Raw genomic sequence first — 23,710 nt, 5'->3', positions numbered from 1 at the left:
CCTGATTTTTCCATTCTCATGACATATTCGTGATCGACACTGCACTTTTTTCAGTCCTTACCTTAAAAATGAAACATTGTTTTATTTTTAATTGAAAACCCTATCCCGTGGGCATATCATCCCCTTATAGAGAAAACGAAACAGCGTTTCACTATCGTTTTCTATTTTCACGCTTCACTGATTATCGGAGGTTGATGTGGACGTAAGACAGAGCATCCACAGTGCGCATGCAAAAACGCTGGATACCCAGGGGTTGCGCAATGAATTTTTGGTTGAAAAGGTATTTGTCGCCGATGAGTACACCATGGTTTACAGCCACATTGACCGTATTATTGTTGGCGGCATTATGCCGGTAACTAAAACGGTTTCCGTTGGCGGGGAAGTTGGTAAACAACTCGGGGTAAGCTATTTCCTGGAACGTCGCGAGCTAGGTGTTATCAATATTGGCGGTGCCGGTACGATTACCGTCGATGGTCAATGCTATGAAATCGGTCACCGCGAAGCCCTGTATGTTGGTAAAGGCGCAAAAGAAGTTGTCTTTGCCAGTATTGATACCGCTACTCCGGCGAAGTTTTATTACAATTGCGCACCTGCGCATACGACGTATCCCACCAAAAAAGTCACACCGGACGAAGTATCTCCAGTCACGTTAGGCGATAACCTCACCAGCAACCGTCGCACGATTAACAAATATTTTGTCCCGGATGTGCTGGAAACCTGCCAATTGAGTATGGGGCTGACGGAGCTGGCTCCGGGTAACTTGTGGAACACCATGCCGTGTCACACCCACGAGCGCCGGATGGAAGTTTATTTCTATTTCAATATGGATGATGACGCCTGCGTTTTCCACATGATGGGGCAGCCGCAAGAAACGCGTCATATTGTGATGCATAACGAGCAGGCGGTGATCTCCCCGAGCTGGTCGATCCATTCCGGTGTCGGAACCAAAGCTTATACCTTTATCTGGGGCATGGTCGGTGAAAACCAGGTCTTTGATGATATGGACCATGTGGCCGTTAAAGATTTGCGCTAGTTGTGGGCATAAACGAATAAGGTATTGTTATGATTTTAAGTGCATTTTCTCTCGAAGGTAAAGTTGCGGTCGTCACTGGTTGTGATACTGGACTGGGTCAGGGGATGGCGTTGGGGCTGGCGCAAGCGGGCTGTGACATTGTTGGCATTAACATCGTTGAACCGACTGAAACCATCAAGCAGGTCACGGCGCTGGGGCGTCGTTTTTTAAGCCTGACCGCCGATCTGCGAAAGATTGATGATATTCCTGGACTGCTGGATCGCGCGGTAGCTGAGTTTGGTCATATTGATATCCTGGTGAATAACGCCGGATTGATTCGGCGCGAAGATGCTCTCGAGTTCAGCGAAAAAGACTGGGACGATGTCATGAACCTGAATATCAAGAGCGTATTCTTCATGTCTCAGGCAGCGGCGAAACACTTTATCGCACAAGGCAATGGCGGCAAGATTATCAATATTGCGTCAATGCTCTCCTTCCAGGGCGGGATCCGTGTGCCTTCTTATACCGCATCAAAAAGCGGCGTGATGGGCGTGACGCGATTGATGGCGAATGAATGGGCTAAACACAACATTAATGTTAATGCGATAGCTCCGGGTTACATGGCGACCAACAATACTCAACAACTACGGGCAGATGAACAACGTAGCGAGGAAATTCTCGACCGCATTCCAGCTGGCCGTTGGGGACTGCCGAGTGACCTGATGGGGCCGGTAGTGTTTCTTGCCTCCAGTGCTTCAGATTATGTGAATGGTTATACCATTGCCGTGGATGGCGGTTGGCTGGCTCGTTAATCCATTCTTCTTACTTTTATGACCCTGCCGCATGGCAGGGTTTTTTATACCTGTAGATCATCATAATCCATATCATGGTTATGAAATAATCCATATCAATTATCAATTAGTGAACTTTATGAATTTTATCTGCTTTAAAATTAGTTGGTTAATAATAATCTCAATAATTCAACTTAATTTGAAAATTGGAATATCCATCACATAACGACATGTCGCAGCAATTTAATCCATATTTATGCTATTTCCGACCTGACACCTGTTTGAATTGTTCACGTATTTTTTCACTATGTCTTACTCTCTGCTGGCAGGAAAAAATGGTTACTATCAATACGGAATCTGCTTTAACGCCACGTTCTTTGCGGGATACGCGGCGTATGAATATGTTTGTTTCGGTAGCTGCTGCGGTCGCAGGATTGTTATTTGGTCTTGATATCGGCGTAATCGCCGGAGCCTTGCCGTTCATTACCGATCACTTTGTGCTGACCAGCCGTTTGCAGGAATGGGTGGTTAGTAGCATGATGCTCGGCGCAGCAATTGGTGCGCTGTTTAATGGGTGGCTGTCGTTCCGCCTGGGGCGTAAATACAGCCTGATGGCGGGGGCTATCCTTTTTGTGCTCGGTTCGATAGGGTCCGCTTTTGCGACCAGCGTAGAGATGTTAATCGCCGCTCGTGTGGTGCTGGGCATTGCTGTCGGGATCGCGTCTTACACCGCTCCTCTGTATCTTTCTGAAATGGCAAGTGAAAACGTTCGCGGTAAGATGATCAGTATGTACCAGTTGATGGTCACACTCGGCATCGTGCTGGCGTTTTTATCCGATACAGCGTTCAGTTATAGCGGTAACTGGCGCGCAATGTTGGGGGTTCTTGCTTTACCAGCAGTCCTGCTGATTATTCTGGTGGTCTTCCTGCCAAATAGCCCGCGCTGGCTGGCGGAAAAGGGGCGTCATATTGAGGCGGAAGAAGTGTTGCGTATGCTGCGCGATACGTCGGAAAAAGCGCGAGAAGAACTCAACGAAATTCGTGAAAGCCTGAAGTTAAAACAGGGCGGTTGGGCACTGTTTAAGATCAACCGTAACGTCCGTCGTGCTGTGTTTCTCGGTATGTTGTTGCAGGCGATGCAGCAGTTTACCGGTATGAACATCATCATGTACTACGCGCCGCGTATCTTCAAAATGGCGGGCTTTACGACCACAGAACAACAGATGATTGCGACTCTGGTCGTAGGGCTGACCTTTATGTTCGCCACCTTCATTGCGGTCTTTACGGTAGATAAAGCAGGGCGTAAACCGGCTCTGAAAATTGGTTTCAGCGTGATGGCGTTAGGCACTCTGGTGCTGGGCTATTGCCTGATGCAGTTTGATAACGGTACGGCTTCCAGTGGCTTGTCCTGGCTCTCTGTTGGCATGACGATGATGTGTATTGCCGGTTATGCGATGAGCGCCGCGCCAGTGGTGTGGATCCTGTGCTCTGAAATTCAGCCGCTGAAATGCCGCGATTTTGGCATCACTTGTTCGACGACGACAAACTGGGTGTCGAATATGATTATCGGCGCGACCTTCCTGACTCTGCTCGATAGCATAGGTGCGGCAGGTACGTTCTGGCTCTACACTGCGCTGAACATTGCGTTTGTGGGCATCACTTTCTGGCTCATTCCGGAAACCAAAAATGTCACGCTGGAACATATCGAACGCAAACTGATGGCAGGCGAAAAGTTGAGAAATATCGGCGTCTGATTTCACGGGCCGGATGTGCTGTACATCCGGCCCTTTTTTCGTTAATAGAGATTGGGCACCTGGCCGTTGAGGCGTTTGTCTCGTTCCTTATTCAGCCTTGTTGCGGTAACACACATCAGGAGAGAGGAATGAAAACAATTGGTTTGCTGGGAGGAATGAGTTGGGAATCCACTATTCCTTATTATCGTCTGATTAATGAAGGTATTAAACAGCGGCTTGGTGGGCTTCACTCTGCGCAAGTGCTGCTACATAGCGTCGATTTTCATGAAATAGAAGAGTGCCAGCGTCGCGGCGAGTGGGACAAAACCGGGGATATTCTGGCTGAGGCGGCGCTTGGCTTACAGCGGGCGGGCGCAGAAGGCATTGTGTTATGTACCAATACGATGCACAAAGTGGCGGATGCCATTGAGTCTCGTTGCTCTCTGCCTTTCTTACATATAGCGGATGCCACTGGACGTGCAATTATCCGGGCTGGGATGACTCGTGTGGCGCTGCTGGGTACACGTTACACCATGGAACAGGATTTTTATCGCGGGCGGCTGACGGAACAATTTTCCATCAACTGTCTCATTCCTGAAGCGGATGAACGGGCGAAAATTAATCAGATTATTTTTGAAGAACTGTGTCTGGGGCAATTTACCGAAGCGTCACGCACTTATTATGCGCAAGTGATTGCTCGCCTTGCAGAACAGGGCGCACAGGGTGTCATTTTTGGCTGTACGGAAATTGGTTTACTGGTGCCAGACGAGCGCAGTGTTCTGCCTGTGTTTGATACCGCGGCGATCCATGCCGAGGATGCTGTCGCTTTTATGCTGTCGTAGCTGACGACAAAATAGCGTCAAGAGAAGTGACCAGTTTCGGTAATCCCGCTTGTAAATGCTCACTAAACGCCTGAACCAGCGCTGATGACGGGCGGTGCAGGGGGCGGATCAGGCTGACGGTGAACGGAACCGCAATACTGAACCGCCGCACTACTAAACCGCTTGCCGCATAATCCAGTGCGGTGAGCGGGTTAACCACCGAAACACCTACCCCCGCCCGTACCATTGCGCAGACTGACGCGGCGCTGTGGGTTTCTACGATCATGCGTCGTTTAACCTGATTCTCAGTAAACAATTGATCCAGCAACTGGCGATAGCTGTCAGTACGGGAAAGGCTGATGTAGTTCTCACCCTGAAAATCTTCCGGCGTTAATATCTCTTTTGCTGACAGCGGATGATCCGGGGGTAACACACATACTTCATCTAAAGAGAGTAATTCGGTACGTTCTGTTCCCGCAGGCGTATGGAGCGTCTCGGTGAGTCCTAAATCATGACGCTGGGCCGAGAGCCACTCTTCAAGTAGCGGTGATTCCTGGGGCACGATATTTAAGCTGACATCGGGATAACGTGCCAGAAAGGGTTGCAGGAGCTGCGGTAAAAAAGATTGCGAAAAGACCGGCAGGCAGGCAATAGACAGTTCTCCCTGGCGAAACTCGCGCAGACTTTCTGCGGCACTGACAATGCGATCCAGTCCGTACCAGGATCGTTGCACTTCTTCAAACAGACGCAGTCCTTGCACGGTAGGATGTAATCGTCCACGTATGCGCTCAAACAATTTCAGCCCGATCACCTTCTCAAAGCGCGCCAGTTCGCGGCTGACGGTTGGCTGTGAGGTGTGTAGCAGGTGTGCCGCCTCAGTCAGGCTTCCGGCGGTCATTACCGCATGAAAAATTTCAATATGACGTAAGTTAACGGCGGCCATTAGCGCTCTCTCGTAATCCGGTAATCCATATCATTTTTGCATAGACTCGACATAAATCGATATTTTTTATTCTTTTTATGATGTGGCGTAATCATAAAAAAGCACTTATCTGGAGTTTGTTATGCCACATTCACTGTTCAGCACCGATACCGACCTCACCGCCGAAAATCTGCTGCGTTTGCCCGCAGAATTTGGCTGCCCGGTGTGGGTCTACGATGCGCAAATTATTCGTCGGCAGATTGCAGCGCTGAAACAGTTTGATGTGGTGCGCTTTGCACAGAAAGCCTGTTCCAATATTCATATTTTGCGCTTAATGCGTGAGCAGGGCGTAAAAGTGGATTCCGTCTCGTTAGGCGAAATAGAGCGTGCACTGGTGGCGGGTTACAATCCGCAAACGCACCCCGATGATATTGTTTTTACGGCAGATGTTATCGATCAAGCGACGCTTGAACGCGTCAGTGAATTGCAAATTCCGGTGAATGCGGGTTCTGTTGATATGCTCGACCAACTGGGTCAGGTTTCGCCAGGGCATCGGGTATGGCTGCGTGTTAATCCGGGGTTTGGTCACGGGCATAGCCAAAAAACCAATACCGGTGGCGAAAACAGCAAGCACGGTATCTGGTACACCGATCTGCCCGCCGCACTGGACGTGATACAACGTCATCATTTGCAGCTGGTCGGTGTTCACATGCATATTGGTTCTGGCGTTGATTATGCCCATCTGGAACAGGTATGTGGTGCTATGGTGCGTCAGGTCCTCGAATTCGGTCAGGATTTACAGGCTATTTCTGCGGGCGGTGGGCTTTCTATTCCTTATCAACAGGGTGAAGAGGCGGTTGATACCGAACATTATTATGGTCTGTGGAATGCCGCGCGTGAGCAAATCGCCCGCCATTTGGGCCATCCTGTGAAACTGGAAATTGAACCGGGTCGCTTTCTGGTAGCGCAGGCTGGCGTATTAATTACTCAAGTGCGGAGCGTCAAACAAATGGGTAGCCGCCACTTTGTGCTGGTTGATGCCGGGTTCAACGATCTGATGCGCCCGGCAATGTACGGTAGTTACCACCATATCAGTGCCCTGGCATCTGATGGTCGTTCTCTGGAACACGCACCAACGGTGGAAACCGTCGTCGCCGGGCCGTTATGTGAATCGGGCGATGTCTTTACCCAGCAGGAAGGGGGAAATGTTGAAACCCGCGCCTTGCCGGAAGTGAAGGCGGGTGATTATCTGGTACTGCATGATACGGGGGCATATGGCGCATCAATGTCATCCAACTACAACAGCCGTCCGCTGTTACCAGAAGTTCTGTTTGATAATGGTCAGGCGCGGTTGATTCGCCGACGCCAGACCATTGAAGAATTACTGGCGCTGGAATTGCTTTAACTGCGGTTAGTCGCTGGTTGCATGATGACTTGCCTCCAGCGACGGAGTTGACACTGAATGGCGACGTACCAGCGTCGGACTAAAGACATTAGTGATTTCCGGGAGAGGGCGATTATCAGCCAGCGCCAAAGCCAGTTCGGCAGCCTGGGTCGCCATCGTCACGATTGGGTAACGCACGGTGGTCAGGCGCGGACGCACATAGCGTGACACCAGCACATCATCAAAGCCAATTAACGAAATCTCACCCGGTACATCAATACCATTATCATTGAGAACGCCCATCGCACCCGCCGCCATTGAATCGTTATAACAGGCTACCGCAGTGAAATTCCTTCCGCGTCCCAAAAGCTCGGTCATTGCCTGTTCGCCGCCGCTTTCGTCTGGTTCGCCAAATGTCACCAGCCGGTCATTGGCCGGAATACCACTTTCAGCAAGGGCATCGTAATACCCTTGCAGACGATCTTCGGCGTCAGAAATAGAGTGGTTAGAGCACAGATAACCAATGCGGGTATGACCTTGTTGAATTAGATGACGCGTTGCCAGCCAGGCACCGTAACGGTCGTCCAGAGCAATACAACGGTTTTCAAAGCCAGGCAGGATACGGTTGATCAGCACCATACCGGGCATTTGTTTCATTAATGAGGCTAAATCGGCATCCGGGATCATTTTGGCATGGACGACCAGCGCAGCGCAGCGATGGCGGATCAGTTGCTCAATGGCCTGACGCTCTTTTTGCTCGTTGTGGTAACCGTTGCCAATCAATAAGAAATTACCGGTGTGATAAGCCACCTGTTCGACCGCTTTCACCATTGCACCGAAAAACGGATCGGAAACATCACCAACGACCAGACCGACCGTTTCAGTGGTCTGTTGCGCCAGCGCACGGGCGTTGGCGTTCGGGTGATAACTAAGAGACTCCATTGCACTATGCACAGCCAGCCGGGAGGCTTCGCTGGCTTTGGGTGAATTATTAATGACGCGGGAAACGGTGGCGACTGAAACGCCTGCCAGTCGGGCTACATCCTTTATGGTCGCCATGAAAATACCTTAGTGGGTAAACGCTTACATTCTGTCAGTGTTACGGAAAATACCTGTTGGTTCAAGTGGCGACGTGTTTTCATCGTGGGAATGTGAGCCAAACGCAAATAAGTAAGACAAAAAAAGAGATTGCAAACCTTTGGTTACACTTTGCGAAACGCTGTTGCGATTGACCGCTGGTTGCGTTTGGCTTCAGGTTGCTAAAGTAGTGGTCCCAGAGGTATTGATAGGTGAAGTCAACTTCGGGTTGAGCACATGAATTACACCAGCCTGCGCAGATGCGCAGGTTTTTTTTTGCCGGTCATCAATCTGTAACAGTAACCGACAATTTACACACCTCGTTGCATTTCCCCTCATTCCTTTGCGTTTTCTCGCTGGCGAAGAGTCGTCGTGCAGACCACAATCAAGATCCCAGAGGTATTGATTGGTGAGATTATTCGGTACGCTCTTCGTACCCTGTCTCTTGCACCAACCTGCGCGGATGCGCAGGTTTTTTTTCGCACCTAATTTACTGTCGCTCGCGTCCTTTATCTCGTGTAATCTCCCTCCATTCGCTTTTACTGAATCAGAGCAAAGGGAGTTGGAATGCTTTTTAGCTTTTTTCGAAATTTGTGCCGTGTTTTGTATCGCGTTCGCGTTACGGGTGACACCAAGGCACTGAAGGGCGAGCGCGTTCTAATTACGCCTAATCACGTCTCTTTTATTGATGGCATACTGCTGGCATTGTTTTTACCCGTACGTCCGGTATTTGCCGTTTACACCTCAATAAGCCAACAGTGGTATATGCGTTGGCTGAAATCATTTATCGACTTTGTTCCTCTCGACCCGACGCAACCTATGGCGATTAAACATCTGGTACGTCTGGTGGAACAGGGCCGACCAGTGGTGATTTTCCCTGAAGGACGCATCACCACCACTGGCTCGCTGATGAAAATCTACGATGGCGCGGGATTTGTCGCGGCGAAGTCTGGTGCAACGGTTATTCCTGTGCGTATTGAAGGGGCGGAACTTACGCACTTCAGCCGCCTGAAAGGTCTGGTTAAACGTCGCTTGTTTCCGCAAATTATTCTGCATATTTTGCCACCAACGCAGGTGGAGATGCCGGATGCGCCGCGTGCCCGTGACCGTCGCAAAATCGCTGGCGAAATGCTGCATCAAATAATGATGGAAGCGCGTATGGCGGTGCGCCCGCGTGAAACGCTGTACGAATCTTTACTGAGCGCAATGTACCGCTTCGGAGCCGGGAAGAAATGTGTCGAAGACGTTAACTTTACCCCGGACTCCTATCGCAAATTGCTTACGAAAACGCTGTTTGTTGGACGCATCCTTGAAAAATACAGTGTTGAAGGCGAACGCATCGGCTTAATGCTGCCCAATGCAGGCATCAGTGCGGCAGTGATTTTTGGGGCCATCGCCCGTCGCCGCATTCCCGCAATGATGAACTACACCGCCGGGGTAAAAGGGTTGACCAGTGCTATTACGGCGGCTGAAATCAAAACCATCTTCACTTCCCGTCAGTTTCTCGATAAAGGCAAACTCTGGCATCTGCCAGAGCAACTTACTCAGGTGCGCTGGGTCTATCTGGAAGATTTAAAAGCGGACGTCACCACTGCTGACAAAATATGGATCTTTGCCCATCTGTTGATGCCGCGTCTGGCCCAGGTAAAACAACAGCCAGAAGAAGAGGCGCTTATCCTCTTTACCTCCGGCTCTGAAGGCCATCCAAAAGGCGTGGTCCATAGCCATAAAAGCATTCTGGCGAACGTCGAGCAGATTAAAACGATTGCCGACTTCACTACCAACGATCGCTTTATGTCGGCGTTACCGCTGTTTCACTCCTTTGGGCTGACAGTAGGCCTGTTTACGCCCCTGCTCACAGGTGCAGAAGTGTTTCTTTATCCAAGCCCGCTGCATTACCGCATTGTGCCGGAGCTGGTGTATGACCGCAGTTGCACCGTGTTGTTCGGCACCTCGACTTTCCTCGGTCATTACGCGCGTTTCGCCAACCCATATGACTTCTATCGTCTACGCTATGTGGTGGCAGGCGCAGAGAAATTGCAAGAAAGTACCAAACAGCTTTGGCAGGATAAATTTGGCCTGCGCATCCTTGAAGGTTACGGTGTGACCGAGTGCGCGCCAGTCGTTTCCATCAACGTACCGATGGCGGCGAAACCCGGTACGGTAGGGCGTATTCTACCAGGAATGGATGCGCGCCTGTTGTCGGTTCCTGGTATCGAAGAGGGCGGACGCCTGCAACTGAAAGGGCCGAACATAATGAACGGCTATCTGCGGGTGGAGAAGCCAGGTGTACTGGAAGTGCCCACCGCCGAGAATGTTCGCGGCGAAATGGAGCGCGGCTGGTATGACACTGGCGATATTGTGCGTTTCGACGAGCAGGGCTTTGTGCAGATTCAGGGCCGCGCAAAACGCTTTGCCAAAATTGCAGGCGAAATGGTATCGCTGGAAATGGTGGAACAACTGGCAATTGGTGTTTCGCCAGATAAAGTCCATGCCACTGCGATTAAGAGCGATGCCAGCAAAGGCGAGGCGCTGGTGCTTTTCACCACAGATAACGAACTGACGCGCGATAAGTTGCAACAGTATGCCCGCGAGCACGGCGTGCCGGAGCTTGCTGTACCGCGCGATATTCGCTATCTGAAACAGATGCCATTACTTGGCAGTGGCAAACCTGACTTTGTCACGTTGAAAAGCTGGGTAGACGAAGCGGAACAACACGATGAGTGAGTCAGTGCACACTAACACTTCGTTGTGGTCGAAGGGGATGAAAGCGGTTATCGTGGCGCAGTTTCTCTCTGCGTTTGGCGATAATGCGCTGCTATTTGCCACTCTGGCGTTACTGAAAGCGCAGTTCTATCCGGAGTGGAGCCAGCCCATCCTGCAAATGGTGTTTGTAGGTGCTTACATTCTGTTTGCGCCGTTTGTCGGGCAGGTGGCGGATAGCTTCGCCAAAGGCCGGGTGATGATGTTTGCCAACGGCCTGAAGCTGCTGGGCGCAGCCAGTATCTGCTTTGGTATCAATCCGTTTCTCGGCTATACGCTGGTGGGTGTTGGTGCTGCAGCCTATTCACCGGCGAAATACGGTATTCTCGGCGAATTAACCACGGGTAGTAAGTTAGTGAAAGCTAACGGTTTAATGGAAGCGTCTACCATAGCGGCGATTTTGCTCGGTTCCGTAGCCGGTGGTGTACTGGCTGACTGGCATGTCCTGGTCGCCCTGGCCGCATGCGCACTGGCCTACGGTGGTGCGGTCGTTGCCAATATCTACATTCCTAAACTGGCGGCGGCGCGTCCGGGGCAGTCCTGGAATCTCATCAGCATGACCCGCAGTTTCCTGAATGCCTGCACATCGCTATGGCGCAATGGTGAAACGCGTTTTTCGCTGGTGGGTACCAGTTTATTCTGGGGAGCGGGTGTCACGCTGCGTTTCCTGTTGGTGCTGTGGGTACCGGTGGCGCTGGGTATTACCGATAACGCTACGCCCACCTATCTCAACGCGATGGTAGCGATTGGTATCGTGGTTGGTGCAGGTGCGGCAGCGAAGTTAGTTACGCTGGAAACCGTGTCACGCTGTATGCCAGCCGGGATTTTGATTGGCGTGGTGGTACTGATTTTCTCCCTGCAACACGAGCTGCTGCCAGCCTATGCTTTGTTGATGCTGATTGGCGTGCTGGGAGGCTTTTTTGTCGTTCCGCTCAATGCGTTGCTACAGGAGCGGGGTAAAAAAAGCGTCGGGGCGGGGAATGCGATTGCAGTACAAAACCTTGGCGAAAACAGCGCCATGTTGTTGATGCTGGGCATTTACTCGCTGGCGGTAATGGTAGGCATCCCGGTCGTGCCCATTGGCATTGGCTTCGGTGCGCTATTTGCGCTGGCAATAACGGCGCTGTGGATCTGGCAGCGCCGTCATTAAGCTTTCACCAGATGGCATATTCAGCCATCTGGTGAAGATCACATTCCCGAAGGGTGCATACCTTTCGGATACTTCACGCTGTATGAGAATGGCAGACTCACGTTCTCTTTGCCTGACAGTTTCAGCGTCCAGGACAGTTCACCCGTTTTCGCATCAAACTGTGCCTGGCCATATTGCATTTTTTCCACCGTAATATCACTGTTAGCACTGACTGGGATCTGGTCGAGTAGAGTGATATCCACCGCTTCGCCGTAGCTGTTCTTTACATTGAGGGTGTAACTGAAGTTGCGTACCGCGCTGTCGTTAAAGATAGATAACGCATTCTCTTTTTTGAGTACGGCTTTACGCTGAATAATCAGCTTAGGATCGCGGTTAAGCTGAATATCCAGCGACTTACCATCTTCTGGCGGCTGCAAATAGCCCACGCCGGTACGGTTGTTACCAAAGAAGATCTGACTTTCGCCGGGGATTAAATTTAACTGTTCCCACTCTTTAATTTGCACCTGGAGATACGCGTCATTACTGATCTTCGGAATAGCAAAGAAGCGATATTTACCGCTGACCGACTCTTCCTTAATGACCACCGTGCGCGCGGTATTATCGCTGTCGATTTGCCACGGCAGCGAAAGCGCATAGCGGACATTTTGCGCAGTGAAACTTTCTGGTCGAGCCGAAGCTGGCACTGCCTGTTCGGCATACTTGCGCCCGGCTTGTCGCTCCCTTGTTTTTTGCATCTCTGCCTTCAGGGTTTTCTGCAATTCTGAGGCATCCTGGTTAGACGAATATTCCGAACGCTGTTCCATCACGGGTGATGCTGAAAGCGAGCCGCTTACACCACCATACTCCGGAACATCCACATACAGGGTTTCCAGGTGTGGCAACGTAAGATGAGTATCAGGTTCACTGGTCGAGAGCACGAGATTAACGCCTTTCCAGGGCAACCCCGTATACTGGCGAATATTAGCCTTGTAAACCAGACGCAGCGGCTGGTTTATGGCAGTGGCGTGAATATCATAGATCGGCGTCCAGGTAGCATCAGGGGTCATATAACGTACCACCGCTTTCGCTGTGACGGCTTTTGGGGCATAGACCTTAGCGATAATAACCTGCTGATCATTGGCTGCCACCGAATCGCCGTTACTCATGCTCTCGCGTTGCTCCAGCTTTTCAATTTCAAGCTGCTTATCAGCAAGTTTCTGCGTCAACTCATTGTCGACTTGTAATAACTCACCATTTTTCTCTTTCACCATTTGCAGATACTTGCCAACTTCGGCGGCACTTTTATTGGTTAATGTGCTATTTGCCTCTAATACCTTAATTTGAGCCGCGATATTGTTTTTCTCGGCGGTCAGTTTTGCCTGTTCCACCTTTGCTGCTTTTAACTGTTGCTGAATATCTGACGGCAGCGCATTCGGCTGTGTTTCCATTAGCGCGATACGTGAGGAAAGCACCGTCACTCCGTTATCGATAGAAATGGCGATGCTGTCGTCGGTTACTGAATTGGCGATATTAGTAAAGATAATTTCGCTTTCACCTGCCGGTAAGTGGAGTATCTCTTCACCTTGCAGGCTGGCACCATGCAGATAAACAGTGACGTCTTTAAGTGTTAGCGGTTGGGTTACCTGCGCCCCCCAAGCGGAGGACAGGCACCCGGTAAGCAACATGGCGAGGGGAATAGGTTTGAAAATCAACATGGTTATCCTTAACAATGGGCACAGACATTGAAACGCGCGCTGGCGTTGACCAAAAGAGTCTATTGCGCTTTGTCAGGAAAGATGCGGAGAAAAGTAGTGAATATATTCTGAAAAGTGGAGAAAAGAGACGCCTGGTGCAAAACACCAGGCGAAAGGATCACGGTGCCGGATAAGTATAAACCTGATGTACCGCTTCAATTTCAGCTAATACGTCTTCGCTTAACTCCAGATGCAAACTTTCGACGTTAGTTTTCAGCTGCTCCATCGTGGTTGCGCCCAGCAGAGTGCTGGCAACAAACGGTTGACGGCGTACAAAAGCGAGCGCCATCTGAGCAGGATCCAGGCCATGACGTCTGGCGATATCGACATACGCCGCGACGGCTTTTTGCGTTTGCTCACCGCTATAGCGAGTGAAGCGGCTAAAGAGCGTATTACGTGCGCCAGCAGGTTTTGCACCGTTGAGGTATTTCCCGGTCAGCGTGCCGAAACCCAGACACGAATAGGCCAGCAGCTCGACCCCTTCATACTGGCTGACTTCTGCCAGACCCACTTCAAAACTGCGGTTTAACAGACTGTAGGGGTTCTGAATGGTGACAATACGCGGCAGATCGTGTTTGTCCGCCAGATGCAGGTAGCGCATTACGCCAAATGCAGTTTCGTTCGACACGCCGATATAACGAATTTTTCCCGCGCGTTGGTACTCTGCCAGTGCGTCCAGCGTATCCAGCAGCGAAACCGCAGGGGCAGAATCTGTCCAGCTATAACCGAGTTTGCCGAAGCAGTTGGTTGGGCGCTGCGGCCAGTGCACCTGATAAAGATCGAGGTAATCAGTCTGCAGGCGCTTGAGGCTGTCATGCAGAGCTTCGCGGATATTCTTCCGATCCAGCGCCTGATCCGGGCGGATGCCCTTGTCATTATTGCGCGACGGTCCGCTCACTTTGGAAGCGATAATTAACTTTTCGCGGCTGCCATGTTTTGCCAGCCAGTTACCGACGTAGGTTTCGGTTAACCCTTGCGTTTCGGGGCGCGGCGGCACTGGGTACATTTCGGCAACGTCGATAAGGTTAATGCCCTGAGCGACGGCATAGTCGAGTTGTGCGTGGGCGTCGGCTTCGCTGTTCTGTTCACCAAACGTCATCGTGCCAAGCCCCAGCGTGCTGACTTCCAGCGAACTGTGGGGTATACGGTGATATTGCATAGCCGTTTCCTTTTTATAATCACGACATAAGGAATATAAAAATGGCAGAGGGAAGGGAAAAGGGAAAGCGAAAAATCTTAAGGCCAGCCGGATGCTGACCTTATTTTTTAACGTTCAATAATTTGCGAAACATCATCACGGTTAATTTGCATCGCGTTACCTTGCTGATCGTGATAACTCACCAGCCCGGTATCATCATCAATTTCAGGTTTTCCATCGGTCAAAATCATACGGCCATCTTTGGTCGCCATGACGTAATCACTGGAACACCCGGAAACAGCAAACGCCAGTCCGACTGCAGAAATTATTACTGCCCATTTTTTCATCCGGTTATCCTCATTTGGCCCACCTATGATAATAGTCTTTTTATAAACCGACGTTATATATCTTGAAAGCAGGAAAATCTTAAATTGTGAGGCTAACAGGAGTGAGTACGCTCTCCTGCAGGAGAGCGTACGGATATCAAAGTGGATTTTTTTTGTTGCGAATCAGGTTGAGGCTTTCAACCGCAATAGAGAAGAACATCGCGAAGTAGATGTAACCTTTCGGTACGTGGATGTCGAAACTTTCCAGAATCAGGGTAAAGCCCACCAGAATCAGGAAAGAGAGCGCCAGCATTTTTACCGAAGGATGGCGTTCGACAAAATCACCAATCGAGCGCGCGGCAAACATCATCACGCCTACGGCAATCACCACGGCTGCCATCATAATAAACAGGTGATCTGACAGACCCACAGCGGTAATCACCGAGTCGAGGCTGAAGATAATATCCAGCAGCATAATTTGCACGATAGCGCCGAGGAATGATGAAACGCGTGTTTTCAGCCCTTCTTCTTCACCTTCGATGGATTCGTGGATTTCCTTGCTGGCTTTCCAGATAAGGAACAGACCTCCCAGCAGCAGAATCAAATCACGGGCGGAAATTTCCTGACTGAATATTGTAAAAAGTGGATTCGTCAGGCGCGTTACCCAGGCTATTGACGCCAGCAGCGCCAGACGCATAACCATGGCTCCCGCCAACCCCAGACGGCGCGCATGTGCACGTTGTGCCGTGGGGAGCTTTGCCACCACCAGAGAAAGGAAAATAATATTGTCGATCCCAAGAACGATCTCCAGCAGCGTCAGCGTACCGAGCGCAAGCCAGGCGTTAGGATCGGTTATCCATGCAAATAACATCTAAAAAGCCCTGCCAAAAAAATGAAGCGGTAATTATATGCCCGGAAAGCGGCAGGTCAAAGCGATGGCTACTGGATCAGAAAATGACGGGCCAGCAGCGCACTGGTGAAATTCTTCTTCAAATAAAAGCCACGCGGCAGCGTCAAAATCCGTTCGCCCCGGGCACCAATGGCTTCGGTAAGCGCTTTCGCATTCGCTGCTTTCGGGCGTATCTGTAAATACTCCCCGTGACGAGCGGTGATCCGCTCAACCTGACCGAGAACAATCATATCCATTAATTCTTCCCAGTCTTCGCGCAGTTGCCGGTCTTCCTCTTCATTTGGGCTCCATAGCAATGGTGATCCTACGCGACGCTGCGCCAGCGGGATGCTACGTTCGCCTTCAACCGGTATCCACAGCACGCGTTTGAGCTTGTGGCGCACGTGGCTGGTTTCCCAGGTCACTCCACTATTGCCCGTTAATGGGGCAACACAAACGAATGTTGTTTCCAGCGGACGCCCAAGACTATCCACAGGAATAGTTTTAAGTTCCACACCCAGAGCAGCAAAATCTTGTTCTGGTTTACTCCCTGCACTGGCACCTAGCCAGATCTCCAGCAACACGCCGATCCAGCCCTTATCGCGTTTTAAATTCTCCGGCGTCACCAGCCCAGCAAGTGCCGCCAGTTCACCCAGTGTATAACCGGAAAGTTGCTGTGCTTGCGCTAACAACTGTGCTTCTGTTTCGGGAGGAGAAAGCAGTGGGCGAGGTTGGGACATGTCATGATACCTTGGTTAAAAAACAAACAGCTGTTCTTTGCCGAATATTCGCAGTGTAACTTTTTCCACATGCGTTATTCAATTCTATGATTTATATTGCTTTTTAGATTGTCGGTAATCGAGTTGCGCAACACTGCAACGGGTTTTCCAAATCTGGTCACTGAAAATAAACAGGATCTTACACCATGTTATCCACAGAAAGCTGGGATAACTGTGAAAAACCTCCACTACTGTTTCCATTTACAGCCTTGACGTGCGACGAAACTCCAGTTTTTAGTGGTTCAGTGCTTAACTTAGTGGCACATTCTGTGGATAAATACGGCGTTGGTTGATCTTTCGCCAACCTGTAAATGAGAGGTGTGACCTGGGTCACGAATTACTCCTTTTTATTACTTAAATTACATGTAATGCATTGACTAGTAATGATTATTTTAAAGTGTCGATATCAGGCTTATTCAGAATGCTCCGGGTTTTCCCGTAGTAATTCCGTAGTTCTTCACAACTCTATCCACAGAAAAGGTGAATAAAAACGGCTATCCACCCCTTCCTCTGTTTATAACTCTGCACATAACTGTGAGTTATTCAATTGTTATTAGTGTGTAATGCCCTGCAGAGAGTGGTTTACCGTCTTCATGGAGTATGAAACAATCATTCGTATATAAAGCTTTATTTTGAGGTAGTCCGGTGATTGATGACGATGGCTACCGCCCAAACGTAGGTATCGTGATTTGTAATCGCCAGGGGCAGGTAATGTGGGCCCGGCGATTTGGTCAGCACTCCTGGCAATTTCCGCAAGGCGGAATTAACCCAGGAGAATCCGCAGAACAGGCGATGTACCGTGAATTGTTTGAAGAAGTAGGATTAAGCCGCAAAGACGTTCGAATCCTTGCTTCAACGCGTAACTGGTTGCGCTACAAATTACCGAAACGTTTGGTGCGTTGGGACACGAAGCCGGTTTGTATCGGCCAAAAACAAAAATGGTTTCTCTTGCAGCTGGTGAGCGGCGATGCAGAAATCAATATGCAAACCAGCAGTACACCAGAGTTTGATGGCTGGAGATGGGTAAGTTACTGGTATCCGGTCAGACAGGTGGTGTCATTTAAACGTGATGTCTACCGTAGGGTAATGAAAGAGTTCGCGAGTGTTGTGATGGCGCTGCAGGATAATACGCCAAAACCACAAAACGCATCTGCTTATCGACGTAAAAGAGGTTAAGTCACGCCAATTATGCTCACTCGCCTGCGCGAAATAGTCGAAAAGGTAGCCAGTGCACCACGCCTGAATGAGGCGTTAAATATTCTGGTTACCGACATCTGTCTTGCGATGGATACCGAGGTCTGTTCGGTCTACCTGGCCGATCATGACCGACGTTGTTACTACCTGATGGCGACCCGGGGGCTGAAAAAACCACGCGGTCGCACTGTAACGCTTGCGTTTGATGAAGGGATCGTCGGCCTGGTTGGCAGGCTGGCGGAACCGATAAACCTTGCGGACGCGCAAAAGCACCCCAGCTTCAAATACATCCCCTCCGTAAAAGAAGAACGTTTCCGCGCGTTTTTAGGCGTACCAATTATTCAACGTCGCCAGTTGCTTGGTGTACTGGTGGTACAGCAACGAGAGTTGCGCCAGTACGACGAAAGTGAAGAATCCTTCCTGGTGACGCTTGCCACCCAGATGGCCGCTATTCTTTCTCAGTCGCAGTTGACTGCCTTGTTTGGGCAATATCGCCAGACGCGAATCCGTGCATTACCGGCAGCGCCCGGTGTAGCAATTGCCGAAGGCTGGCAAGATGCCACGTTACCTTTAATGGAACAGGTGTATCAGGCATCAACGCTGGATCCGGCTCTGGAACGCGAACGACTGACCGGGGCGCTGGAAGAAGCGGCAAACGAGTTTCGCCGCTACAGCAAACGCTTTGCCGCCGGTGCACAAAAAGAAACGGCGGCTATTTTCGATCTTTACTCGCACCTGCTTTCGGACACCCGGCTGCGTCGCGAATTGTTTGCCGAGGTTGATAAAGGCTCGGTGGCAGAGTGGGCGGTAAAAACGGTCATTGAAAAATTTGCCGAACAGTTTGCCGCGCTAAGCGATAACTATCTCAAAGAGCGGGCTGGCGATTTACGTGCGCTGGGTCAGCGATTGCTGTTTCATCTTGATGACGCTAATCAAGGGCCGAACGCCTGGCCGGAACGTTTCATTCTGGTGGCAGATGAACTGTCAGCGACAACGCTTGCTGAGCTGCCCCAGGATCGCTTAGTCGGTGTTGTCGTGCGAGATGGCGCAGCCAACTCCCATGCTGCGATCATGGTACGTGCGCTGGGGATCCCTACCGTAATGGGCGCGGATATTCAGCCTTCGGTGCTGCATCGTCGGACGTTGATCGTCGATGGTTATCGCGGTGAATTGCTGGTCGATCCGGAGCCGGTACTGCTGCAAGAATATCAGCGGCTAATTAGTGAAGAGATTGAGCTTAGCCGTCTGGCGGAGGATGACGTCAATTTACCCGCGCAGTTAAAAAGCGGTGAGCGTATAAAAGTCATGCTCAATGCCGGTTTAAGCCCGGAACATGAAGAAAAACTGGGCAGCCGTATTGATGGCATCGGTCTTTATCGCACTGAAATCCCATTCATGCTGCAAAGTGGTTTTCCGTCGGAAGAAGAACAGGTGGCGCAGTATCAGGGGATGCTGCAAATGTTCAATGATAAACCCGTCACCTTGCGTACGCTGGATGTCGGAGCAGATAAGCAGTTGCCTTACATGCCGATCAGCGAAGAGAATCCATGCCTGGGTTGGCGTGGGATTCGCATTACGCTCGATCAGCCGGAGATCTTCTTGATCCAGGTGCGTGCGATGCTGCGTGCTAATGCCGCTACGGGCAACCTGAATATTCTGTTGCCGATGGTCACCAGTCTCGATGAAGTTGACGAAGCACGCCGTCTGATTGAACGTGCCGGACGTGAAGTCGAGGAGATGATCGGTTACGAAATTCCCAAACCACGTATCGGTATCATGCTGGAAGTGCCGTCAATGGTATTTATGCTGCCGCATCTGGCAAAGCGGGTCGATTTTATCTCTGTTGGCACCAACGATCTGACTCAATACATCCTGGCCGTTGATCGCAACAATACCCGGGTGGCGAACATTTATGACAGTCTTCATCCTGCAATGTTACGAGCTCTGGCGATGATCGCCCGGGAAGCGGAAATACATGGAATCGATCTCCGTTTGTGCGGTGAAATGGCAGGCGATCCCATGTGCGTGGCAATCCTCATTGGGCTTGGGTATCGCCATCTGTCTATGAACGGACGTTCTGTAGCGCGCGTAAAATACCTGCTGCGGCGCATTGATTATGCCGAAGCAGAAAATCTTGCGCAGCGTAGTCTGGAAGCGCAACTGGCGACCGAAGTTCGCCATCAGGTTGCAGCCTTTATGGAGCGTCGCGGCATGGGCGGGTTGATTCGCGGAGGGTTATAGCGCGGATCATATACATATCTTTTAACGGTATCCGGCAACCAGCCAGGTCCCCTTGTGCTATTATTCGCACCTTTGGAGCGCCTGAAACCTGCGGCGCGCATTTCAATCGCTGTTCTCTTTCAGCGAAATAACAAGAACTTGTGGTGACAGATGACCAGTAGCTATCTGCATTTTCCGGAGTTTGATCCGGTCATTTTCTCAATAGGACCCGTAGCGCTTCACTGGTACGGCCTGATGTATCTGGTGGGTTTCATTTTTGCAATGTGGCTGGCAACACGTCGGGCGAATCGTCCGGGCAGCGGCTGGACCAAAAATGAAGTTGAAAACTTACTCTATGCGGGCTTCCTCGGCGTCTTCCTCGGTGGACGTATTGGTTATGTTCTGTTCTACAACTTCCCGCAGTTTATGGCCGATCCGCTGTATCTTTTCCGTGTCTGGGACGGCGGCATGTCCTTCCACGGCGGCCTGATTGGCGTTATCGTGGTGATGATTATCTTCGCCCGCCGTACTAAACGTTCCTTCTTCCAGGTTTCTGATTTTATCGCACCACTCATTCCGTTTGGTCTTGGTGCCGGGCGTCTGGGCAACTTTATTAACGGTGAATTGTGGGGCCGCGTTGACCCGAACTTCCCGTTTGCCATGCTGTTCCCCGGCTCCCGTACAGAAGATATTTTGCTGCTGCAAACCAACCCGCAGTGGCAATCCATTTTCGACACTTACGGTGTGCTGCCGCGCCACCCATCACAGCTTTACGAGCTGCTGCTGGAAGGTGTGGTGCTGTTTATTATCCTCAACCTGTATATTCGTAAACCGCGCCCAATGGGAGCTGTCTCAGGTTTGTTCCTGATTGGCTACGGCGCGTTTCGCATCATTGTTGAGTTTTTCCGCCAGCCCGACGCGCAGTTTACCGGTGCCTGGGTGCAGTACATCAGCATGGGACAAATTCTTTCCATCCCGATGATTGTCGCGGGTGTGATCATGATGGTCTGGGCATATCGTCGCAGCCCACAGCAACACGTTTCCTGAGGAACCATGAAACAGTATTTAGAACTGATGCAAAAAGTGCTCGACGAAGGCACACAGAAAAACGACCGTACCGGAACCGGAACGCTTTCCATTTTTGGTCATCAGATGCGTTTTAACCTGCAGGATGGATTCCCGCTGGTGACAACCAAACGTTGCCACCTGCGTTCCATCATCCACGAACTGCTGTGGTTCCTGCAGGGCGATACTAACATTGCTTATCTACACGAAAACAATGTCACCATCTGGGACGAATGGGCCGATGAAAATGGCGACCTCGGTCCGGTGTATGGTAAACAGTGGCGTGCCTGGCCAACGCCAGATGGTCGTCATATTGACCAGATCACTACGGTACTGAACCAGCTGAAAAACGACCCGGATTCCCGCCGCATTATTGTTTCAGCGTGGAACGTTGGTGAACTGGATAAAATGGCGCTGGCACCGTGCCATGCATTCTTCCAGTTCTATGTGGCAGACGGTAAACTCTCTTGCCAGCTTTATCAGCGCTCCTGTGACGTCTTCCTCGGCCTGCCATTCAACATTGCCAGCTATGCGTTACTGGTACATATGATGGCGCAGCAGTGCGATCTGGAAGTGGGTGATTTTGTCTGGACCGGTGGCGACACGCACCTGTACAGCAACCATATGGATCAAACTCATCTGCAATTAAGCCGCGAACCGCGTCCGCTGCCGAAGTTGATTATCAAACGTAAACCCGAATCCATCTTCGACTACCGTTTCGAAGACTTTGAGATTGAAGGATACGATCCGCATCCGGGCATTAAAGCGCCGGTGGCTATCTAATTACGAAACATCCTGCCAGAGCCGACGCCAGTGTGCGTCGGTTTTTTTTACCCTCCGTTAAATTCTTCGAGACGCCTTCCCGAAATTTTGCAACCTCCTGCAACGGCGTAAATAGTCCGGAAGATGCGCCGAAGAAATAGAAACTGGCCCTCGTCTTTTTTTCTCCTCGCTCCATACTGCCGGCATGAAAACACAACGTGGTTATACGCTGATTGAAACGCTGGTCGCGATGCTGATTCTGGTCATGCTAAGCGCAAGTGGACTCTATGGCTGGCAATACTGGCAGCAGTCGCAACGGCTATGGCAAACCGCCAGCCAGGCGCGGGACTATTTGCTCTATTTACGTGAAGATGCCAACTGGCATAACCGCGACCACAGTATCAGCGTTATCAGGGAGGGGGCGTTATGGTGCCTTGTGAGTTCCGCGGCTGGGGCCAATACCTGTCATGGCAGTTCACCATTGGTCTTTGTGCCACGCTGGCCCGAAGTCGAAATGAGCGACCTGACACCTTCGCTTGCTTTCTTTGGCCTGCGCAATACCGCATGGGCCGGGCATATTCGCTTTAAAAACTCAACGGGCGAGTGGTGGCTGGTGGTTTCGCCGTGGGGAAGACTCCGGCTTTGTCAGCAAGGAGAAACAGAAGGATGCCTGTAAAAGAGCTAGGTTTTTCTCTGCTGGAAGTGTTGATTGCTATGGCGATCAGTAGCGTATTGTTGCTGGGGGCAGCACGCTTTCTGCCTGCGTTACAGCGTGAAAGTTTAACGAGCACCCGTAAGCTGGCGCTGGAAGATGAAATCTGGCTGCGGGTATTTACCGTCGCGAAGCATCTCCAGAGGGCGGGTTATTGTCATGGCAGCTGTACCGGCGAAGGGCTGGAAATTGTCGGACAGGGGGACTGTATCATTGTGCAGTGGGATGCGAACAGTAACGGTATCTGGGATCGCGAACCGGTAAAAGAGTCCGACCAGATTGGATTTCGTCTGAAGGAGCATGTGCTGGAAACGCTACGCGGTGCGACATCCTGTGAAGGTAAGGGCTGGGATAAAGTCACTAATCCGGATGCCATCATTATCGACACTTTTCAGGTCACCCGACAGGATGTCAGCGGTTTCTCGCCGGTGTTAACGGTTAATATGCATGCTGCCAGTAAGTCTGAACCGCAAACCGTGGTGGATGCCAGCTATAGCGTGACAGGATTCAACCTGTGAACCGCGAAAAGGGTGTTTCGTCACTGGCTCTGGTCCTAATGCTGCTGGTTTTGGGTAGCTTGCTATTACAAGGAATGAGCCAACAGGATCGCAGTTTTGCCTCTCGCGTGAGCATGGAAAGTCAGTCATTGCGCCGCCAGGCCATCGTTCAGTCGACGCTGGAGTGGGGAAAAATGCACGCCTGGCAGACGCAGCCCGCAGTTCAGTGCTTACTGTACGCTGCCACCGGTGCCCGGGTTTGTCTGCGTTTATTGGCAGATAATGAAGCCTTATTGATTGCCGGTTATGAAGGCGTTTCGTTGTGGCGTACAGGCGAAGTCATCGATGGAAACATTGTTTTTTCGCCACGCGGCTGGAGCGATTTTTGTCCGCTGAAAGAGAGGGCGTTATGTCAGCTTCCCTGAAGAATCAACAAGGCTTTAGCCTGCCGGAGGTAATGTTGGCGATGGTGTTGATGGTGATGATTGTCACTGCGTTATCGGGTTTCCAGCGAACATTAATGAACAGTCTTGCCAGCAGAAACCAGTACCAACAGCTCTGGCGGCATGGCTGGCAGCAAACGCAACTGCGCGCGAATTCGCCACCTGCCCACTGGCAGGTCAACCGAATGCAGACATCGCAGGCGGGATGTGTCAGCATCAGCGTTACGCTAGTTTCACCCGGGGGCAGAGAAGGCGAGATGACCCGCCTGCATTGCCCGAATCGTCAGTAGTCAGGAGCC

The 23,710-nt window shown here is 50.9% G+C and carries 23 protein-coding genes; 16 read left to right on the top strand and 7 right to left on the bottom strand.

What is annotated here, in order from left to right; translation table 11 throughout:
• Positions 1–196: 196 nt before the first annotated feature.
• The 4 genes from kduI (at position 197) to ygeA (ending at position 4,378) form a co-directional block, all read left to right on the top strand.
• Positions 197–1,033 (top strand): 5-dehydro-4-deoxy-D-glucuronate isomerase, encoded by an 837-nt coding sequence (gene kduI, locus FQZ95_RS16825; RefSeq protein WP_000383251.1) that lies wholly within the window; start codon positions 197–199, stop codon positions 1,031–1,033.
• A 29-nt stretch (positions 1,034–1,062) separates the two neighbouring features.
• A complete protein-coding gene (gene kduD, locus FQZ95_RS16820; RefSeq protein ID WP_160530445.1) occupies positions 1,063–1,824 on the top strand; it encodes a 2-dehydro-3-deoxy-D-gluconate 5-dehydrogenase KduD in 762 nt (253 codons plus the stop codon).
• A 314-nt stretch (positions 1,825–2,138) separates the two neighbouring features.
• Positions 2,139–3,557 carry an arabinose-proton symporter AraE gene (gene araE / locus FQZ95_RS16815; RefSeq protein ID WP_000256438.1) on the top strand — a complete coding sequence of 473 codons (1,419 nt, stop codon included), beginning with the start codon at positions 2,139–2,141 and terminating at the stop codon, positions 3,555–3,557.
• A 128-nt stretch (positions 3,558–3,685) separates the two neighbouring features.
• Entirely contained in the window at positions 3,686–4,378 is a 693-nt protein-coding gene (ygeA, locus tag FQZ95_RS16810; RefSeq protein WP_000848650.1) for an amino acid racemase, read from the top strand.
• Here ygeA and lysR read toward each other — a convergent pair.
• On the bottom strand, positions 4,365–5,300 hold the full coding sequence (gene lysR, locus FQZ95_RS16805) for a DNA-binding transcriptional regulator LysR (RefSeq protein WP_032185040.1): 936 nt from the start codon (positions 5,298–5,300) through the stop codon (positions 4,365–4,367). The genes ygeA and lysR overlap by 14 nt on opposite strands.
• 121 nt (positions 5,301–5,421) lie before the next feature.
• On the opposite strand from lysR, the gene lysA reads away from it, so the two are divergent.
• A complete protein-coding gene (gene lysA, locus FQZ95_RS16800) occupies positions 5,422–6,684 on the top strand; it encodes a diaminopimelate decarboxylase (RefSeq protein WP_160530444.1) in 1,263 nt (420 codons plus the stop codon).
• A gap of 6 nt (positions 6,685–6,690) precedes the next feature.
• On the opposite strand, the gene galR is transcribed toward lysA, so the two are convergent.
• Positions 6,691–7,722, bottom strand: coding sequence for an HTH-type transcriptional regulator GalR (galR, locus tag FQZ95_RS16795; protein WP_000201064.1), 1,032 nt, complete (start codon positions 7,720–7,722; stop codon positions 6,691–6,693).
• A 585-nt stretch (positions 7,723–8,307) separates the two neighbouring features.
• Between galR and aas the strand changes: the two genes are divergently transcribed.
• Positions 8,308–10,467, top strand: coding sequence for a bifunctional acyl-ACP--phospholipid O-acyltransferase/long-chain-fatty-acid--ACP ligase (aas, locus tag FQZ95_RS16790; RefSeq protein ID WP_160530443.1), 2,160 nt, complete (start codon positions 8,308–8,310; stop codon positions 10,465–10,467).
• The gene (gene lplT / locus FQZ95_RS16785; protein WP_000004624.1) at positions 10,460–11,653 is read left to right on the top strand and encodes a lysophospholipid transporter LplT; all 1,194 of its coding nucleotides are present in this window, start codon (positions 10,460–10,462) and stop codon (positions 11,651–11,653) included. The genes aas and lplT overlap by 8 nt, the downstream gene beginning before the upstream one ends.
• 38 nt (positions 11,654–11,691) lie before the next feature.
• Here the strand turns inward: lplT and FQZ95_RS16780 are convergent, their stop codons facing one another.
• From FQZ95_RS16780 to mutH, 5 genes are all read right to left on the bottom strand, one after another.
• Complete coding sequence (locus tag FQZ95_RS16780; protein WP_160530442.1) at positions 11,692–13,347, bottom strand: DUF4139 domain-containing protein; 1,656 nt, start codon at positions 13,345–13,347, stop codon at positions 11,692–11,694.
• 157 nt (positions 13,348–13,504) lie between these two features.
• On the bottom strand, positions 13,505–14,545 hold the full coding sequence (locus FQZ95_RS16775; RefSeq protein WP_001199299.1) for an NADP(H)-dependent aldo-keto reductase: 1,041 nt from the start codon (positions 14,543–14,545) through the stop codon (positions 13,505–13,507).
• A gap of 107 nt (positions 14,546–14,652) precedes the next feature.
• The gene (ygdR, locus tag FQZ95_RS16770) at positions 14,653–14,871 is read right to left on the bottom strand and encodes a lipoprotein YgdR (protein ID WP_000758655.1); all 219 of its coding nucleotides are present in this window, start codon (positions 14,869–14,871) and stop codon (positions 14,653–14,655) included.
• Between the two features lie 136 nt (positions 14,872–15,007).
• Entirely contained in the window at positions 15,008–15,721 is a 714-nt protein-coding gene (locus FQZ95_RS16765; protein ID WP_000895624.1) for a TerC family protein, read from the bottom strand.
• 68 nt (positions 15,722–15,789) lie between these two features.
• Positions 15,790–16,479 carry a DNA mismatch repair endonuclease MutH gene (gene mutH, locus FQZ95_RS16760; protein WP_000082180.1) on the bottom strand — a complete coding sequence of 230 codons (690 nt, stop codon included), beginning with the start codon at positions 16,477–16,479 and terminating at the stop codon, positions 15,790–15,792.
• A gap of 185 nt (positions 16,480–16,664) precedes the next feature.
• On the opposite strand from mutH, the gene ygdT reads away from it, so the two are divergent.
• From ygdT to FQZ95_RS16720, 9 genes are all read left to right on the top strand, one after another.
• A complete protein-coding gene (gene ygdT / locus FQZ95_RS26735; protein WP_269218580.1) occupies positions 16,665–16,811 on the top strand; it encodes a protein YgdT in 147 nt (48 codons plus the stop codon).
• A gap of 352 nt (positions 16,812–17,163) precedes the next feature.
• Positions 17,164–17,694 carry an RNA pyrophosphohydrolase gene (gene rppH, locus FQZ95_RS16755; RefSeq protein WP_000564486.1) on the top strand — a complete coding sequence of 177 codons (531 nt, stop codon included), beginning with the start codon at positions 17,164–17,166 and terminating at the stop codon, positions 17,692–17,694.
• Between the two features lie 12 nt (positions 17,695–17,706).
• Positions 17,707–19,953, top strand: a complete 2,247-nt coding sequence (ptsP, locus tag FQZ95_RS16750; RefSeq protein WP_000957914.1) for a phosphoenolpyruvate--protein phosphotransferase — start codon at positions 17,707–17,709, stop codon at positions 19,951–19,953.
• 150 nt (positions 19,954–20,103) lie between these two features.
• The gene (gene lgt, locus FQZ95_RS16745; RefSeq protein WP_000204658.1) at positions 20,104–20,979 is read left to right on the top strand and encodes a prolipoprotein diacylglyceryl transferase; all 876 of its coding nucleotides are present in this window, start codon (positions 20,104–20,106) and stop codon (positions 20,977–20,979) included.
• Positions 20,980–20,985: 6 nt separating this feature from the next.
• Positions 20,986–21,780 (top strand): thymidylate synthase, encoded by a 795-nt coding sequence (gene thyA / locus FQZ95_RS16740; protein WP_000816232.1) that lies wholly within the window; start codon positions 20,986–20,988, stop codon positions 21,778–21,780.
• A 184-nt stretch (positions 21,781–21,964) separates the two neighbouring features.
• Complete coding sequence (locus tag FQZ95_RS16735) at positions 21,965–22,435, top strand: prepilin peptidase-dependent protein (protein ID WP_000857045.1); 471 nt, start codon at positions 21,965–21,967, stop codon at positions 22,433–22,435.
• Positions 22,426–22,989: a prepilin peptidase-dependent protein gene (locus FQZ95_RS16730; RefSeq protein WP_039020550.1), complete on the top strand. Its 564-nt coding sequence runs from the start codon at positions 22,426–22,428 to the stop codon at positions 22,987–22,989. The genes FQZ95_RS16735 and FQZ95_RS16730 overlap by 10 nt, the downstream gene beginning before the upstream one ends.
• A complete protein-coding gene (locus tag FQZ95_RS16725; RefSeq protein ID WP_001078401.1) occupies positions 22,986–23,393 on the top strand; it encodes a DUF2509 family protein in 408 nt (135 codons plus the stop codon). The genes FQZ95_RS16730 and FQZ95_RS16725 overlap by 4 nt, the downstream gene beginning before the upstream one ends.
• The gene (locus FQZ95_RS16720; RefSeq protein WP_001276462.1) at positions 23,378–23,701 is read left to right on the top strand and encodes a prepilin-type N-terminal cleavage/methylation domain-containing protein; all 324 of its coding nucleotides are present in this window, start codon (positions 23,378–23,380) and stop codon (positions 23,699–23,701) included. Before FQZ95_RS16725 ends, FQZ95_RS16720 begins: the two co-directional genes overlap by 16 nt.
• Positions 23,702–23,710: the final 9 nt, after the last annotated feature.

The organism is Escherichia sp. HH41S (assembly GCF_009820115.1).
GTDB classification, from domain to species: domain Bacteria; phylum Pseudomonadota; class Gammaproteobacteria; order Enterobacterales; family Enterobacteriaceae; genus Escherichia; species Escherichia coli_F.
This window is presented reverse-complemented; position numbering and strand designations above follow the sequence as displayed.

Bases quoted from the DNA above. Each gene is read 5' to 3' on its own strand.
- lgt (WP_000204658.1), top strand. From the start codon at position 20,104: ATGACCAGTAGCTATCTGCATTTTCCGGAGTTTGATCCGGTCATTTTC.
- FQZ95_RS16735 (WP_000857045.1), top strand. From the start codon at position 21,965: ATGAAAACACAACGTGGTTATACGCTGATTGAAACGCTGGTCGCGATG.
- FQZ95_RS16720 (WP_001276462.1), top strand. From the start codon at position 23,378: ATGTCAGCTTCCCTGAAGAATCAACAAGGCTTTAGCCTGCCGGAGGTA.
- lysA (WP_160530444.1), top strand. From the start codon at position 5,422: ATGCCACATTCACTGTTCAGCACCGATACCGACCTCACCGCCGAAAAT.
- FQZ95_RS16780 (WP_160530442.1), bottom strand. From the start codon at position 13,347: ATGTTGATTTTCAAACCTATTCCCCTCGCCATGTTGCTTACCGGGTGC.
- mutH (WP_000082180.1), bottom strand. From the start codon at position 16,479: ATGTCCCAACCTCGCCCACTGCTTTCTCCTCCCGAAACAGAAGCACAG.
- ygeA (WP_000848650.1), top strand. From the start codon at position 3,686: ATGAAAACAATTGGTTTGCTGGGAGGAATGAGTTGGGAATCCACTATT.
- aas (WP_160530443.1), top strand. From the start codon at position 8,308: ATGCTTTTTAGCTTTTTTCGAAATTTGTGCCGTGTTTTGTATCGCGTT.
- ygdT (WP_269218580.1), top strand. From the start codon at position 16,665: ATGTTATCCACAGAAAGCTGGGATAACTGTGAAAAACCTCCACTACTG.
- ptsP (WP_000957914.1), top strand. From the start codon at position 17,707: ATGCTCACTCGCCTGCGCGAAATAGTCGAAAAGGTAGCCAGTGCACCA.
- galR (WP_000201064.1), bottom strand. From the start codon at position 7,722: ATGGCGACCATAAAGGATGTAGCCCGACTGGCAGGCGTTTCAGTCGCC.
- FQZ95_RS16765 (WP_000895624.1), bottom strand. From the start codon at position 15,721: ATGTTATTTGCATGGATAACCGATCCTAACGCCTGGCTTGCGCTCGGT.
- lplT (WP_000004624.1), top strand. From the start codon at position 10,460: ATGAGTGAGTCAGTGCACACTAACACTTCGTTGTGGTCGAAGGGGATG.
- FQZ95_RS16730 (WP_039020550.1), top strand. From the start codon at position 22,426: ATGCCTGTAAAAGAGCTAGGTTTTTCTCTGCTGGAAGTGTTGATTGCT.
- araE (WP_000256438.1), top strand. From the start codon at position 2,139: ATGGTTACTATCAATACGGAATCTGCTTTAACGCCACGTTCTTTGCGG.
- lysR (WP_032185040.1), bottom strand. From the start codon at position 5,300: ATGGCCGCCGTTAACTTACGTCATATTGAAATTTTTCATGCGGTAATG.
- FQZ95_RS16775 (WP_001199299.1), bottom strand. From the start codon at position 14,545: ATGCAATATCACCGTATACCCCACAGTTCGCTGGAAGTCAGCACGCTG.
- kduD (WP_160530445.1), top strand. From the start codon at position 1,063: ATGATTTTAAGTGCATTTTCTCTCGAAGGTAAAGTTGCGGTCGTCACT.
- ygdR (WP_000758655.1), bottom strand. From the start codon at position 14,871: ATGAAAAAATGGGCAGTAATAATTTCTGCAGTCGGACTGGCGTTTGCT.
- thyA (WP_000816232.1), top strand. From the start codon at position 20,986: ATGAAACAGTATTTAGAACTGATGCAAAAAGTGCTCGACGAAGGCACA.